Below are 16,507 nucleotides of genomic sequence, written 5' to 3'. Positions count from 1 at the left end.
GAAATTTGTTACAATAGGGAACATAACTTGCGACCCATTCAGAGAAAAGGTAAACTTGAAACAGGTAAAGAAAACGCTTTCAAAATTATTCTTTTATAGCTTTGAAAGGGAAAAAGGGAGGATTGGGTTCGATGCCAACAAAAAGAACGGCGCGGGCACCGTGGTCTAAAGTGATGATTCGTTCACAACTTGAAGTCGTAGATCGATTGCGGCCACCTTCGCTCGTCTTACAAAACGCAACGTATTTGAACGTCTACGTAAAACAATGGAGAACCGCGAATATTTGGATTGAGGGAGATCGCATCGTGTATGTCGGTCCAGACTTACCAGAATCAGCGGTCGAAACGGTCGATGTGACAGGAAAGTATATTGTACCTGGGTATATCGAGCCTCACGCTCATCCGTTTCAATTATACAATCCGGCGACGTTGTCAAAATATGCAGGAGAGCGTGGAACGACGACGCTCGTCAATGACAACATGCTGCTTTTTTTACAAGAGAAAGAGCAAGCGTTTGCGCAACTCGATGCGATTCAACAATTGCCGACGAGTACATATTGGTGGGCCCGTTTGGATACGCAAACGGAGTTGGACCGGGAGAGCGTGGCTGTCGACTCGGAACGCATTCACGAGTGGTTTAACCATCCGGACGTCGTCATGGCAGGTGAATTAACGGCATGGCCGCGCGCCTTGAAGGGTGATGATGAGATGCTTCAGTGGATGCTTGACGCCGAGACGTGCGGTTTGCCGGTCGAGGGGCATTTTCCGGGGGCGTCGCCGAAGACATTGACTAAAATGGCGTTGATGGGAGTACACAGCGACCATGAGGCGATGACGGCGGAAGAGGCGTTCAATCGATTGGAACTAGGTTATACGACGACGCTTCGACATTCCTCGATTCGTCCGGACCTGCCGGAGATGATCCGTGATCTATTGGCAAATGGACTGACGGCGTTCGACCATCTCATGGTGACAACGGACGGTTCGACACCGGGCTTTTATGAGGACGGCATGCAGGATGCTCTTGTCCGCATTTTGATCGAAGCGGGATTACCGGCTATCGAAGCCTACCGGATTGTCTCTCATAACGTGGCTCGTCACTTTGACCTCGATCACATTTTAGGGGCGATTGCGCCAGGCCGTATCGCGCACTTGAACATTCTAGATGCCATCGAGGAACCGCGTCCGACGGCTGTGATTGCGAAAGGGCAATGGATTTATCGTGATGGGGTATCGCTTTTCCCGAACGAATTAGTGGAAGCAGTCCTCAATAAGATGCCGTCGACAGACGTTTCAATCGAACTGACGCCACAAGACCTATCTTTCAGCATGCCCGTCGGACTCGACATGATCAACTCAGTCATCATGAAACTGTTTAAAATTACGCATGACACGGGTCAAGATGCATTGCCGCGTGATGGAGACGAATCGTTTCTCATGTTGCTTGATAAAGAAGGGAAATGGCGATTGAACACAGTCTTGAAAGGTTTCGCCCGAGATTTTGGTGGACTTGTCAGTTCGTACTCGATCAGTGGAGACTACTTGATTCTAGGGAAATGTAAACAGGATATGTTACTGGCGTTCAAACGAATGAACGAGCTCGGAGGCGGGATTGTCCTCGTAGACCAGGGCGAAATCGTTGCCGAGATCCCGTTACCACTCTGTGGGATGACGTCGACGGAGCAACTCGAAACACTCATCGATCAAGAGAAACAGCTGCGAGACGAGCTCATGGCGAGGGGCTATCAGTTCGAAGATCCGATTTATACATTACTATTTTTAGCATCTACCCATTTGCCATATGTTCGGGCGACACCTCTCGGCATTTACGAAGTCATGAAGAAACAAGTACTATTTCCTGCGATTTTGCGATGAATAGTTGAGTCCGGGGCGCCCCTGCTTTAGAATGAGAAAGAAGTATGAGTAGAGAGGATGCTTGCGGATGCAACTCGATAAATTACGAGGTCGAGAGCTCGATCAATTGTTTGAAGCGATTTTGAAGCTCGAGACACTCGAAGACTGTTATCAATTATTCGAAGATTTAGCGACTGTTAATGAAATTCAAGCACTTGCGCAACGACTTGAAGTGGCGCGGCAAATTCGTGAAGGAAACACGTATCATAAAATTGAGGATGCGACAGGCGCCTCAACGGCCACGATTTCACGTGTGAAGCGATGCTTGAACTATGGGACAGGTGGATACGATCTCGCTCTTGAACGTCTACAACAAACAAAAGGTGACTCGTAAGAGTCATCTTGTTTTTGATGGAGGGGAGTGGCGAGATGCAACAGAAATTCATGAAACTGAACTTACAATTGTTCTTTCGAAGTTTAACACCGGTCCAAACACTCGTGTTAATTTATAGTGCGGCAGCGATTTTATCAGTTTTGCTCCTCGCCTTACCAATCGCCCATAAGCCTGGAGTGACGATCACGTTTACCGACCTTGTCTTCTTTGCGGTGAGCTGTGTCAGTGTCACCGGCCTGACACCGATTGTAGTCACCGATACCTTCTCCACGTTCGGCTTATTTATCATTCTGTTCATCGTCCAAGTGAGCGGTGTCGGATTGATCAGTTTGCACGTCATCATGTGGATCTTACTTGGGAAACGGATTGGGTTTAGGGAAAGACAACTGATTTTACGCGACCAAAACCAGACGTCCATGTCTGGTATTGTTAAATACATCACGGAAATCGTGATCACCGTTATCGCCATCGAGGCGGTCGGTGCCGTCGTGCTCGGGGTCCATTACTTAAATTATTTTGATACCATCGGAGAAGCCTTCTTACAAGGATTGTTCGGGTCGATCAGTGCGACGACGAATGCCGGGTTTGACATTACGGGAAGTTCGCTCGCGCCATTCCGTGAGGACCCATTCGTCATCTTTACGCAAATCGCGCTCATGACCGGTGGTGCCATCGGATTCCCGGTGCTTGTAGAGATTCGAACGTACTTGGTGAGCCGAATCACACGGAAACGTCACACGTTCCCGAGTCGATTCTCGTTGTTCACTAAATTGACGGTCTCAACCTTCTTTATTTTGATTGCCGTCGGTACGGTCGGCTTGTTCATCTTTGAATACAATAATGCCTTTAAGGACTTGCCGCTCTGGTTGGCACTTTCGGATTCGTTGTTCCAATCCGTGACGACACGAAATGGTGGTCTATCGACGGTCGATGTCAATCTATTCTCTGAAGCGAGCATGTTGCTCCTGTCCATCCTGATGTTCATCGGGGCATCTCCATCGTCTGTCGGTGGGGGGATTCGGACGACGACGTTTGCTGTAGCCGTTCTCGCTGTCATCGCCTTCATTCGCGGGGACTCGTCCATTAAAATTTTCGGTCGTGAAATCGTCCTTGAAGATATTTGGAAAGCGTTCGTGATCATTACGGTTTCGCTTGCCGTGTTACTATCAGGTGTCATGGTCATGGCTTATTTTGAGGATGCTTCGTTGACACGAATCTTATTCGAGGCGTGTTCTGCGTTCGGGACGACGGGTCTATCCGTCGGATTGTCTTCCGAGTTTAGTAACGTTGGAAAATGGGTGTTGACGATTCTCATGTTCATCGGCCGAATCGGCGTCATCGCCTTCATTCTCATCCTGCAACGGAGACAACCGAAGCGGATGTATAACTATCCAAAAGAATCAATCATCTTAGGATAAGGAGATTGTCATATGAAAGCATTTTGGATCAACTTCGGATACGTCTTCATTGTTCCGGTTCTTCCGTTTATCGCCATCGTCAATGGAACGGCACTCTGTTCACCGGACTCGCCGCTCCTTGACATACCGGTGCTCGGATTCTTTTTAGCGAATCCGCTCTGGTTCGTTCCTGTTTACGGTCTATTCGCCTTGCTTGTTGCGAAATGGTTGACGGATCGGGAACGGAATCGTACGGCACGTTCGTGACTTGCTTCGGCAAGTCTTTTTTTGTTGGAGAGATGCACGGGAGGAAAAAAATCGATACACTATAGAAGGATTCGATAGGAGGGAATGAGTTGGAATTTCAGACGTGGCGACATGTGTTTAAACTAGATCCGAATAAGGAGCTCACAGATGAGGCGCTCGAGGCGCTCATCCATTCGGGGACCGACGCCTTTTTGATCGGGGGAACGGATGGGATTGATGCAGAGAATACATTTGCGCTTTATGCGAGAGTCCGAGATGCCGGGATTCCAATCGCACTTGAGATTAGCCATCCTAGTCAAGTCATCCACGGATTCAATCATTACTTCGTGCCCACCGTGCTGAATGCAGGAACTCCGGAATGGATCATTGGTCATCATGCCCGTGCGTTTGAACGATTCGGCCATTTCTTTGATGCTCGTCTTGTCACGGCTCAAGGATATCTCGTCTTAAACCCGGAGGCGAAAGTCGCTGACGTGACGGAAGCGCGATGCGATTTGACGATCGAAGAATCCGTGGCATACGCGGAAGTTGGACATCACTTGTTCCGTCTTCCCTCGCTCTATATCGAATATAGTGGACGACTCGGGAATCCTGATGTCGTCAAAGAGATTCGTTTGGCGTTACCTGATGCACATCTCTTTTACGGTGGTGGCATTGAGGGAGAAGAGACGGCACGATTAATGGGTGCACATGTCGACACGATTGTTGTCGGCAATATCATTTATGAAGACTTAGCTGGAGCACTTGCGACTGTACGAGCACTCCGATAAAATAAGAACAAACGTTTGGAACAAGGAAGGAAACGATTATGTATAATCTTAGCGAAGAATTAGTTAAAGGGATGAACCCGGAACAAGCAGAAGCGGTGAAGCATACGGATGGCCCGCTGTTGATCATGGCGGGTGCAGGGTCTGGGAAGACTCGTGTCTTGACCCATCGTGTCGCCTATTTGATGGCGGCGAAGCAAGTGGCACCGTGGAACATTTTAGCGATCACGTTCACGAATAAGGCAGCACGAGAAATGAAAGATCGGATTGCCCGTCTTGTGGGTGGTGTCGCCGAAGACATTTGGATTTCTACATTCCACTCCATGTGCGTCCGGATTTTACGACGCGATATCGATCGCATCCGCTATGACAGGAGCTTTTCCATTTTAGATGCCTCGGATCAATTGACAGCAATCAAACAGGTGTTGAAAGAATTGAACCTCGATCCGAAGAAGTACGAACCGCGTACCCTTCTCGGGATGATTTCAAATCATAAAAATGAGCTGCGTACGGCGAAAGATGCGGCTGCCCTCGTCGGGAACAATCCGTACGAGCGAATCATCTCGGACGTCTACACAGCGTATGAGAAAAAGTTGAAACAAAACAATGTGCTCGACTTTGACGACTTGATCATGAAGACGATTCACTTATTTCAAGAAGCACCGGACGTGTTGGCGTTCTATCAGAAGAAATTCAAGTACATCCATGTCGATGAGTATCAGGATACGAACCGTGCCCAATATACGCTCGTCAAACTTCTCGCACAGGCACACGAGAATTTATGTGTCGTCGGGGATTCGGATCAGTCCATTTATCGTTGGCGCGGTGCCGACATCGCCAATATCTTGACGTTCGAGAAAGATTATCCGAGCGCCCATGTCATCTTGCTCGAACAAAACTATCGTTCGACGAAACGGATTTTAGAGGCGGCGAACGGTGTCATCCAAAACAACGCTTCCCGGAAAGAGAAGAACTTGTGGACTGAAAATGATGAAGGAGAGAAACTGTTGCTCCATGTCGCATCGGATGATCGCGACGAAGCGTTCTTCATCATGAACCAGATGAAAGAGCTGAAGATGGAAGGGATGGACTACGGACAGATGGCGGTCCTTTATCGGACGAACGCTCAATCACGTGGACTCGAGGAGATGCTCCTCAAATCGAACATCCCATACAAAATGGTCGGCGGGACGAAGTTCTATGAGCGAAAAGAGATCAAGGACGTCCTCGCATACTTGCGATTGATCGCCAACCCGGATGAGGACATCTCGTTCGTTCGCGTCGTCAATGAGCCGAAACGCGGAATCGGTGCCGCGACGATTGATAAACTAGGTGACTTTGCAGATATGCAAGGCGTCTCACTTATGGATGCGATTCGTGACATCGAATTGTCAGGCATCGCCCCACGCACTGCGACGAAACTCGCGGACTTCCGCCAAATGATGCTGGATTTACGGCAGATGGCGGACTACCTCTCCATTTCAGAACTCGTCGAAGAGGTATTGAAGAAAACAGGATATGAAGAGATGCTCAAAATCGAGAAGACGCTTGAAGCGGAAAGCCGACTCGAGAACTTGCAAGAGTTTCTGTCGGTCGCCCAAAACTTTGAGAAAGAGAGCGATGAACAGACGCTCGTCGCCTTCCTTACCGATTTGACGCTCGTCTCAGACCTCGATTCACTCGATGAAGTCGATGAGTCGCATCAAGTCACGTTGATGACGTTGCACTCGGCAAAGGGACTTGAATTCCCGGTCGTCTTCTTGATTGGAATGGAAGAAGGACTTTTCCCGCACAGCCGTGCCTTGAACGACGAGGAAGAGATGGAAGAAGAACGTCGTCTTGCGTATGTCGGAATCACCCGTGCCGAGAAGCGTCTCTATTTGACACGTGCCCAGTCACGGATGCTATATGGTCGCTTCCAAAACAACCCGGAGTCGAGATTCTTGCATGAGTTGCCGGAAACGTTGTTGGAGCGGTCCGGTAAGGCGAGAAAACCGATGCCGTGGAACCCGGTCGAGTCACCAGGGAAGTTACCGGTGAATGGCTTTAGTTCGAAACCGAAGCCGAAACTCGCCCAATCGTCCGGTGCCGAAACGGTCGGATGGAATGTCGGCGACAAAGCGAATCATAAAAAATGGGGACAAGGGACGGTCGTACAGACACGTGGTGAAGGCGACCAACTCGAAGTCGACATCGCATTCCCGGAAGTCGGGATCAAGCGCCTATTGGCTAAATTTGCCCCTATCGAAAAAGCGTGAGGTGAGAATATGGAGATGGCAGAACGCGTAGAAGAGCTACGTCAAACGTTAAATCAATATGGTTACGAGTATTACGTACTCGACCGTCCGAGCGTGCCGGATTCGGAGTATGACCGATTGATGAACGAATTGATTCAAATCGAGACTGATTATCCTGAACTTCGAACACCGGATTCTCCGACGCAACGCGTCGGAGGGGCTCCGCTCGACGCATTCGTCAAAGTGACACATGACACGCCGATGCTCTCGCTCGGCAACGTCTTCTCGAAAGAAGAACTCGTCGAGTGGGTGGAGCGAATTGAGAAAGATCTCGGCTACACGCCGACATTCGTGGCAGAACTCAAATTTGATGGTCTCGCTGTCTCGTTAAAATATGAGAATGGCCGCCTCGTTCGTGGCGCGACGCGTGGGGACGGGACGACGGGGGAGGACATCACGCAAAACTTGAAGACGATTCGTTCCATCCCTCTCCGATTAAATGAGGACGTGACGTTTGAAGTGCGAGGTGAGGCGTACATGCCGAAACGTTCGTTTGAACAATTGAATGATGAACGAGAACGTAACGGCGAGCCACTTTTCGCAAATCCGAGAAACGCTGCTGCCGGTTCACTTCGACAACTCGACTCAAAAATTGCGGCGTCAAGAAATTTGGCGTTCTTCGCATACGGTTTGGTGTCGCAAGACGATCTCGTCGCGTCACATGACGAATCACTCGATTATTTGAAACGACTCGGTGTCGCAGTGAGCGGAGATTATACAACATGCCAGACGGCGGATGAACTGTGGGATTACATTGAGACATACGTGACAAAACGGAGTGACCTCCCATATGAAATTGATGGGATTGTCATCAAAGTGGCCGGTTATGAAGAACAAGAACAACTTGGTTTCACCGCTAAAAGTCCGCGCTGGGCCGTCGCGTACAAGTTCCCGGCAGAAGAAGTCGTGACGACGATCGAGGACGTCGATTTTAGTGTCGGTCGTACGGGGAAGGTCACACCACGGGCACGATTTGCCCCGGTTTCTGTGGCAGGTTCGACCGTGACGTATGCGACGCTTCACAATGAAGATTTTATAAAGGAAAAAGATCTTCATATCGGTGACCGAGTCGTCATCAAAAAAGCAGGAGATGTCATTCCGGCCGTCGTATCGGCACTGGCGAGTGAACGGAGCGGGGAAGAGCGGGTGATTGAATTCCCGACGCATTGTCCGGCGTGTGGGTCGGAGTTGATTCGACTCGAAGGAGAGGCGGATCATCGTTGCGTCAATCCGGAATGTCCGGCTCAACTGCTTGAAGGACTCATCCATTTCGTGTCGAGACAAGCGATGAACATCGACGGGCTCGGCGAGAAAGTCATCACGCAGCTTCACGAAGCAGGGCTCGTTCACAATGTGGCCGACCTGTATCGCTTGGACCGAGATGATTTACTTGGACTCGAGCGCATGGGCGAGACGTCAGTGACGAACTTGCTCTCGGCAATCGAACAGTCGAAGCAAAATTCATTGGAACGGGTGCTCTTCGCCCTCGGGATTCGACTCGTCGGACAAAAGGCCGCTTCTTTAATTGCAGAACGGTTCGAGACGATGGAGGCAATCATCGCGGCGACAGTCGAAGAATTGACAGCCATCGATGGTATCGGGACTAAAATGGCAGAATCGATCGTTCTCTATTTCGAAAAACCGGAAGCACGTGAACTCGTCAAAGAACTTTCAGAATCGGGAGTCAATCTTTCCTTCAAAGGAACGAAACGACCAACGACGGAAGGAGCACCGCTCTCTGGGAAGACAGTCGTATTGACGGGGAAGTTGCATGAGATGACACGTGGCGAGGCTGGGAAACAGCTTGAACTTCTCGGAGCGAGTGTAACGGGAAGTGTAAGTAAGAACACAGACTTGCTCGTCGCCGGTGAAAAAGCAGGTTCGAAGCTGGCGAAAGCGGAATCTCTCGGAATTGAAGTATGGGATGAGGCAAAACTGCTCGACTTTTTACATGAACAAGCATAAGACGTTCGCTTCGGCGAACGTTCAGCTTGTTGACAAATAACATGTTCGAACTCGTCCTTCCGGCGCCCACGCTTTCCTCAGGCAATCCCGGAGCCGCATCGCGACCTAGGTCGCTGCTGGGTCTCCCTCGGATTGCTTTCCTGAAGGAGTCGGGGCGCCGTCGGGCGAGCAACGCAAACGGTCGTCATCTGGCGGCCGTTTGTCTTTTTCTAAGGTCACGACAGCCGAAGAAAAAGCTCGGTATTTACTTTGAATCGATGTTTTAGGGGAAAGGGAAGGTAAACGCCGAGATCATCCTCCTCGGGCCGCTGTTCAACATCCGTTCCGTTCGTCAGACCGTGAAGGATGGATGGTGTCGACTTGTTGATCATTAGATCCGCCCTCTGTGTGTTCTTCTCACACCATTATATGGGACGAAGGACAAAAGGTGACCAAGAACGGGCAGGCGAGACTTCTGAGGGAATAGCAAGCAAAGGGAGACCCAGCAGTGACGCAGTCGCGATGCGGCTCCCTGCTTGCCCCTAGGAAAGCGAGCCGTGTCCGGATTGTGCATAAGACTTATACTTTGTCTACAGTCTGGACGTTCGCTTCGGCGAACGTTTTTTATTTTTCGGAAATAAATGGGATTGAGCAGGTTCGCACAAGCGTGTGAGGGGTATAGATTAACTAAATCAAAATGCTAATATATTTTTGCGAGAGAACCCTTTGACATCATGACGTTCACACACACATTCCTCTCATTCCTCTACGTGGTGAACGTCGTCATCGGAACGATTGCGATTCGAGCGCTTGTTTTCACCTTAGAGGAGGGACCAACATCATGACACACAACATCCAGCGCTTCGTTGCCGTATTTACCATCCTCATGTTCCTTTCAACCTTATTTGGGGTGCCTACCGCCAAAGCGGACACGACCACGTTCCGGTATATTCAAGTGAATTTGACAGATGAGGAAAGCGAAACATTATATGAATCAAGTCTCGTCTATGAAGGAATCACGTATTACGGGAGCCGTGAATCAGCTGACGTTTGGCGATTTATGATTGATGCGGAAGCAGTAGACGACTCGTTGATTGACCTCATCACGCTCTACAATGCGGAAGGTGTACCGTATACGTTTTCTCCAAACACCATCACGGAAGCCTATCCTGTCGAAGAGGAAGAACCGCCTGTTGTCACAGAACCAGATCTATCAGAAGAAGTGACGCCACCGGTTGAACCAGAACCAATCGTCGAAGAGCCGACGACTGAACCGACGTTACCGAAGCTCGCCGTTGAAGCAATCAATATCGCCGCAGTCGACCGAGCCGTTGTCGGAGGCGAAATATCGTATACGTTCATTGTAGAAAACACAGGAGACACGCCGATGACGGTGACAGAATTCTCTCACGAGTATGTGAGCGGAGACATCGATCATCAATCAATCGAATCGTTCAATCAACACGTATTTGATCGTTTGCATGAATTAATAGGAGAAGACGGTCTCTTGCCGGGGGAACGGGTGGAAGTGACAGAAGTCTTATCGATTCCGACCGGATATTCGTTCGACGCACATCCTGAAATCGGCAGTGTCTTTCAAGTGACCGGGCTGGATGAATTCAACCGGGTCGTCACATCAGAAAGTCAACAGATAATCCTTTTACAAACACCAGACTTCACCGTGAATGCGACGGTTGAGAAGGCGACCGTTCAACCGGGAGAGCCCGTTCGCTATACGTATACGGTCACCAATCCTTCGAAAGTCACCTTGTTTTTAGCGGACGCGATGCTCACATGGCCAAGCGGTGCCTTGACAGAAGAAGAACGAAACCAGGCAAATCAACGATTCACGGAGCAAGTCGAAGCAATTCCTACCTTCAGAGACGGACTCGGTCCGGAAGAAGAAGTGACGTTCTCGTTTGAGCTTCCGCTCCTCCCATCTTATGATGTGAGAGCCGGGGCTGAATTGATTCAACGTGCCACATTCATCTTCGAGGTGGATGAAGGGATCAGGGTTACTCGCTCCGTTGACGTACCGGTGGCGGTGAAGCAACCTGTTCCGGTAAAAGAAGAGCCAAAACAAGACGCTAACAAGCAGAAGACAGAGGTGAAAGCCACACCACCTGTCGTGAAAGTCATCGTCAAAGAGAGTGGAGCGAAACGAGTCGAGCACATCGATGAAGCCGATCCCTACGCACAAGGCGTACTTCCGATGACAGGCGAAGCGGATGATCTGTGGCACGTCATGCTCGGTACACTTCTCTTCGCGTCAGGACTCCTACTGTTGATTCGTCGCAACCACCCGTCAACGAAACCATAAATCGAAATCCCTTCTCGTTCATCCGAGAAGGGATTTGTTCTGATTCCGCTTCGATACTTTTTTCGTGGAACGATTTTGTTATAATGGACAAAGTGAAATAGGAAACGATGTTCAAAGGAGCTAGACATAGATGAAATGGAAACAACTCGTCATCCCGACAATCGCCTCGGCGCTATTGTTGAGTGGATGTTCAATGAAAATACCGATGGGTGAAGAAGAAGCGACACCAACTGGGGACGAAACAGCGGCCGAAGGCGTCACACAAGCGATTGAAGCCCGTGACTCATACTATCAGATGGTCATTCCGTTCAAACCGGCGGCAGCGAGAGGACTCGCCCAACGTCAAGTCAGTTCATCGTTAGAACTCGAAGAAGTCGAACTCGGTCTGATGCGTCACTCAACGGACGCGTTCGACCCGGAAAAGTTCGCTTATCAAGAGGGACAGCTGTTGAACGCGGAGGATGTATCTCGTCTGCTCGCACGGAAAGATAAAAGTAATGAAGGGTTGACCCCCTTGAACCCGGCTTATGCGGATGGCAAGGCAGAAGTCGAAGACGACAAGTTCGTCGATGCGAACAAGAAATCACCGCTTTATTTAGCTTCGATTGTCGAACAAAATTACATGACGAAAGAGGACAGCGGGTACCAGGTTGGGGGCGTATCGTTTGCACTTATTTTGAACCGTGAATATGTCTTCCAAGCACCGAACTATGGTCCGACATATACCGTCAAACTCGATCAAAAGAAAGTAATCGCAGAAGGGGAACGTATGGCGAACGAACTCGTCTCCCAATTACGAAAGCGTGAAGACTTCAAGGACCTCGATATCAATGTCGCGCTCTATATGAAATCGACACAAGGTTCACCGACACCGGGGAACTATATCAAGTCGGCCTTCGTTGGGACGGCGGATCAAGTCAAATCGGGCGACTGGAAAGCGATCGATGAGAAGTACTACTATTTCCCGTCGACATCGGCGACGTCTGACGTACGCGAGGACGCTCAGAAATTTACGCTCTTCAGCGATCGGATTGCCGACCTTTTCCCGGACTATAGCGGGATGATTGGGAAGGGCTTTTATCAGAACGGAGATCTATCGAGAATGGAGATTGATATCCCGATTCAGTTTTACAGTCGCGCTGAGCTCGTCGGCTTCACACAACACGTGGTCGGCTTGCTCGAAAACCGTTGGGAATATAGCCGGAACGTTCCGGTTCGTATCAACGTGACGTCACTTGGCGGAGACCCTGAAGTGACGATTGTGTTTGAGGACGGCATGGATAGCCCGAAAGTCTACTTCTAATCGAGAAGAGGTTCGTTTTTTGAAACGAATCTCTTCTTTTTTTCGTATGAAAAGTGAAAGGATTATCTTTGACCTTATTTGACCAATTGAGTAGAATAGAGTTAACAGAAACGGGAAAGGGATAGGTGAGGTGAATCCATATGGCTAAAAACTATTACGACGAGCTCGGTGTCTCCAAGGAAGCGACCGAGCAAGAGATTAAACGTGCATACCGGAAACTGGCGAAACAATACCATCCGGACGTCAATAAAGACCCTGGCGCACAAGAAAGATTCAAGTCGGTCCAGGAAGCGTTTGACGTATTGAGCGACCCAGAGAAAAAGGCGAACTATGATCGATACGGTAGCCCGGATGGACCGTCGTTCGGACAAGGGTTCGGTGGCGGTGGAGAGACTTACGGGGAAGGCTCGTCACAATTCGAAGATCTATTCCGACAATTCGGAGGCGGATCGCGTACGACCTCTCGGACTTTCGGATTTGAAGATATGTTCGGAAGCTTCTTTGACCAAGCAGTCGAGGAAGACTTGGATGAGACTGTTCGTGTCAACATCCCGCTCAGTCAATTGACGAAAGAGTCGAAAGTGAGTCTACGTCTTCAAACGGGTACCGTGAACGTCAAAATTCCACAAGGTGCCTACGAAGGTCAGAAGTTGCGGTTGAAAGGAAAAGGTAGCCGCGTCGGACAATCGGGAAACCGAGGAGATGTATATGTCGAACTTCACTTTGCGGATGACGATACGTATCGTCGTGAAGGAGAGCATATCGTGACCGTGAAACGATTGCGTCCGCTCGACTTTTTAGACGGGGCGAGCGTCATCGTTGCCACGCTCGACGGGGGACGCGTGAAGCTGAAAGTGAAACCGGGAAGCCGTCCGGGACAACGGATGCGGATCCCTGGTCGCGGTGTCATGACCGCCTCGAAGGTGCGGTCGGACTTATTCGTCCAACTCGAGGTCGACCTGCCTCTTGATGAGACGTACCGTTCTGTTTATGAGCAAATCGAACGTTAATGAATAAGGAGGAATCGTGATGGACTTTAATCGTTTTACAGATAAAGCACATGAATGCATTGTCAGTTCACAGGCGTTAGCGAAACAATATCATCATAGTGAAATCAATGAGTGGCACGTCTTGGCGTCCATGATTTCGCAGACGGACGGGATCGCGCCGTTGCTGTTTCAAAAAATGGAAATCAACGTGTCTGAGATTGAAGGCGAAGTCGCACTTTCTTTAAGAAATGCACCAAAACTTCAAAATCCGACGACACCGATGATTTCGGCTTCTTTGCTGAACGTTCTAACGACGGCGGAGCGAGAAGCGACAGGGATGAACGATGAATACGTATCGGTCGAACATATTTTACTCGGCATCTTGTTGAACAGTAGTCAAGCACAGGCGATGCTCGAGCGAAAAGGGATCACAGAAGACCGTCTCCGTGAGGCGCTCGTCGCCGTACGAGGCAATCGTCGGATCACTTCGAAGTCGCCTGAAGCGACGTATGACGTCTTGACGAAATACGGACGAGACCTCATTCAAGAAGTGAAGACCGGGAAAATCGATCCGGTCATCGGACGGGATAGCGAGATTCGTCGTGTCATCCGGATTTTGAGTCGGAAAACGAAAAACAACCCAGTCCTCATCGGGGAACCGGGTGTCGGGAAGACGGCGATTGTCGAAGGGCTCGCCCAGCGTATCGTTCGTGGAGATGTGCCGGAAAGTTTGAAAGACAAAACCATCTTCAGTCTCGATATGAGTTCCCTCGTTGCCGGTGCGAAATATCGTGGGGAGTTCGAGGAACGTCTACAGGCAGTCTTGTCCGAAGTGAAAGAAGCGGAAGGCACCATCATCCTCTTCATCGATGAACTGCACACGATTGTCGGTGCAGGGAAGTCGGAGGGATCGATGGATGCCGGGAACATGTTGAAACCGATGCTCGCCCGAGGCGAACTGCATTGTATCGGTGCGACGACACTTGACGAGTATCGTCAATATATCGAGAAGGACCCGGCCCTCGAGCGGCGTTTCCAACAAGTACTTGTCGCTGAACCGGATGTCGAGGATACGGTTTCCATCTTGCGCGGTTTGAAAGAACGCTTCGAGATTCACCACGGGGTACGCATCCATGACAATGCGCTCGTCGCAGCGGCTGTATTATCCAATCGCTATATCACCGACCGTTTCATGCCGGACAAGGCGATCGATCTCGTCGATGAGTCGTGTGCAATGATTCGGACGGAGATGGAGTCGATGCCGGCTGAACTCGATGAATTGGTCCGTCGGGTCATGCAGCTTGAAATCGAAGAGGCGGCTCTTAAAAAAGAGAGCGATGCCGCTTCCATGAAGCGACTTGAGGCGCTTCAGCAGGAATTGGCGTCACTTCGTGAACAGTCTGACTCGTTACGTCTCCGCTGGGAGAATGAGAAGGAGTCGACGCACCGCGTACAACAAATCCGCGGAGACCTCGAGAAAGTACGTCTCGAGTTACAAGAGGCAGAGAGTCGTTACGATTTGAACCGGGCCTCGGAACTGAAATACGGACGAATCCCGGAGCTTGAGCGAGAACTCGAAGAAGCGGAACAGTTGGCGAGTTCGGTGACACGCGAACTCGTGCGGGAAGAGGTGACGGAAGAAGAAATCGCCGAGGTCGTCTCAAAATGGACGGGCATACCGGTGACGAAACTGACAGAAGGAGAGCGGGATAAGCTCCTCAATCTAGAAACGGTCTTGCATAAACGCGTGTTCGGACAAGATGATGCGATTCGTCTCGTCAGCGATGCGGTCATTCGGGCGCGTGCTGGCATCAAAGATCCGAATCGTCCGATCGGCTCATTCCTCTTCCTCGGACCGACGGGGGTCGGGAAGACAGAACTCGGGAAGGCGCTCGCAGAAGCGATGTTTGACTCAGAAGACCATATCGTTCGCCTCGATATGAGTGAATATATGGAGAAACATGCCGTGTCGCGTCTCGTCGGAGCGCCTCCTGGCTATATCGGATATGAGGAAGGCGGCCAGTTGACCGAAGCGGTTCGCCGTAACCCGTACTCGGTCCTCTTACTCGATGAGGTCGAGAAGGCACATCCGGACGTCTTCAACATCTTGCTACAATTGCTCGATGATGGTCGATTGACTGATTCGCACGGGCGCATCGTCGATTTTAAAAATACAATCGTCATCATGACGTCGAACATTGGGGCGGACATCTTGCTCGAGGCAGCGAGAGATGGTGTGATTGATGAAGATGAGGAGCGTCAAGTGCTCGATAAACTCCGTCGCCATTTCCGTCCTGAGTTCTTGAACCGGGTCGATGAAACGATTTTGTTCCATCCACTCACGAAAGATCAAATCGGTCAAATCGTCGAGAAAGCGGTCGGACGGATGAGCGAACGGCTCACGACACGCTCGATTCATATCGAGATCACTGACGCAGCGAAAACGTTCGTTGCCGACGAAGCGTATGAACCTCAATTCGGTGCCCGTCCAATCAACCGTTACGTACAACGGACGATTGAAACGAAACTTGCCCGTAGCATCCTCGCTGGAGAAGTCGAGGATGGTCAAACGGTCATCATCGATGTCGAGAACGGGGCGTTAACGTTACGCCCATCGACGGCCAATGCATAAAAGAGGAATCCACAACCGGATTCCTCTTTTATGTATGCCGATGTTTTCTTCTCAAAATCAAATAACTGATGCCTATAAAAATGAGATAGAGCACCGTTCCGAAAAATAAGTTGAGTACCCATGGGATGGTTCCCATAAATATGGCGCGGGTCGCTTCTTGAAACCAGAGCAGTAACCAGAAGAATAAGCCAAGACTTGTTGCGAGTAGCGTGTAAAATCCCATCATGCCTTGTTTCGTCAATCGCTTGATTCCGAACCCGAGTAAAGTCGTAACGATAAAAATTGTACCCAATCCAATATAGAACAATCCGTCAATCGGTAATGACTGCACCTACGTGGCTCCC

The 16,507-nt window shown here is 50.0% G+C and carries 12 protein-coding genes; 11 read left to right on the top strand and 1 reads right to left on the bottom strand.

The features are described 5' to 3' along the window. The first annotated feature begins 131 nt into the window (after positions 1–131). The 11 genes from KNO61_RS15610 to clpB all read left to right on the top strand — a co-directional run bounded on the left by KNO61_RS15610 (position 132) and on the right by clpB (position 16,163). Positions 132–1,874: an adenine deaminase C-terminal domain-containing protein gene (locus KNO61_RS15610; RefSeq protein WP_078146260.1), complete on the top strand. Its 1,743-nt coding sequence runs from the start codon at positions 132–134 to the stop codon at positions 1,872–1,874. A 67-nt stretch (positions 1,875–1,941) separates the two neighbouring features. Beyond that, the gene (locus KNO61_RS15605) at positions 1,942–2,247 is read left to right on the top strand and encodes a YerC/YecD family TrpR-related protein (RefSeq protein WP_015880718.1); all 306 of its coding nucleotides are present in this window, start codon (positions 1,942–1,944) and stop codon (positions 2,245–2,247) included. Positions 2,248–2,282: 35 nt separating this feature from the next. Next, positions 2,283–3,665: a TrkH family potassium uptake protein gene (locus KNO61_RS15600; protein ID WP_078146261.1), complete on the top strand. Its 1,383-nt coding sequence runs from the start codon at positions 2,283–2,285 to the stop codon at positions 3,663–3,665. A 12-nt stretch (positions 3,666–3,677) separates the two neighbouring features. After that, positions 3,678–3,911 (top strand): hypothetical protein, encoded by a 234-nt coding sequence (locus tag KNO61_RS15595; RefSeq protein WP_074037828.1) that lies wholly within the window; start codon positions 3,678–3,680, stop codon positions 3,909–3,911. Positions 3,912–4,000: 89 nt separating this feature from the next. Then, positions 4,001–4,681: a heptaprenylglyceryl phosphate synthase gene (gene pcrB, locus KNO61_RS15590; protein WP_078146262.1), complete on the top strand. Its 681-nt coding sequence runs from the start codon at positions 4,001–4,003 to the stop codon at positions 4,679–4,681. Between the two features lie 38 nt (positions 4,682–4,719). Beyond that, complete coding sequence (gene pcrA / locus KNO61_RS15585; RefSeq protein WP_078146263.1) at positions 4,720–6,936, top strand: DNA helicase PcrA; 2,217 nt, start codon at positions 4,720–4,722, stop codon at positions 6,934–6,936. A 9-nt stretch (positions 6,937–6,945) separates the two neighbouring features. Beyond that, positions 6,946–8,940, top strand: coding sequence for an NAD-dependent DNA ligase LigA (gene ligA / locus KNO61_RS15580; protein WP_078146264.1), 1,995 nt, complete (start codon positions 6,946–6,948; stop codon positions 8,938–8,940). Between the two features lie 820 nt (positions 8,941–9,760). Further along, positions 9,761–11,239: an LPXTG cell wall anchor domain-containing protein gene (locus KNO61_RS15575; RefSeq protein WP_214689254.1), complete on the top strand. Its 1,479-nt coding sequence runs from the start codon at positions 9,761–9,763 to the stop codon at positions 11,237–11,239. Positions 11,240–11,369: 130 nt separating this feature from the next. Continuing rightward, positions 11,370–12,542: a CamS family sex pheromone protein gene (locus KNO61_RS15570; protein WP_015880725.1), complete on the top strand. Its 1,173-nt coding sequence runs from the start codon at positions 11,370–11,372 to the stop codon at positions 12,540–12,542. A gap of 140 nt (positions 12,543–12,682) precedes the next feature. After that, positions 12,683–13,552 (top strand): DnaJ C-terminal domain-containing protein, encoded by an 870-nt coding sequence (locus KNO61_RS15565; protein ID WP_214685471.1) that lies wholly within the window; start codon positions 12,683–12,685, stop codon positions 13,550–13,552. A gap of 19 nt (positions 13,553–13,571) precedes the next feature. Next, positions 13,572–16,163: an ATP-dependent chaperone ClpB gene (gene clpB / locus KNO61_RS15560; protein ID WP_214812741.1), complete on the top strand. Its 2,592-nt coding sequence runs from the start codon at positions 13,572–13,574 to the stop codon at positions 16,161–16,163. A gap of 28 nt (positions 16,164–16,191) precedes the next feature. On the opposite strand, the gene KNO61_RS15555 is transcribed toward clpB, so the two are convergent. Beyond that, positions 16,192–16,494, bottom strand: a complete 303-nt coding sequence (locus tag KNO61_RS15555; protein WP_214758257.1) for a hypothetical protein — start codon at positions 16,492–16,494, stop codon at positions 16,192–16,194. Positions 16,495–16,507 lie beyond the last annotated feature (13 nt).

Origin of the sequence: Exiguobacterium sp. s140 (genome assembly GCF_018617035.1) — a bacterium.
Classification (GTDB): domain Bacteria; phylum Bacillota; class Bacilli; order Exiguobacteriales; family Exiguobacteriaceae; genus Exiguobacterium; species Exiguobacterium profundum.
This window is presented reverse-complemented; position numbering and strand designations above follow the sequence as displayed.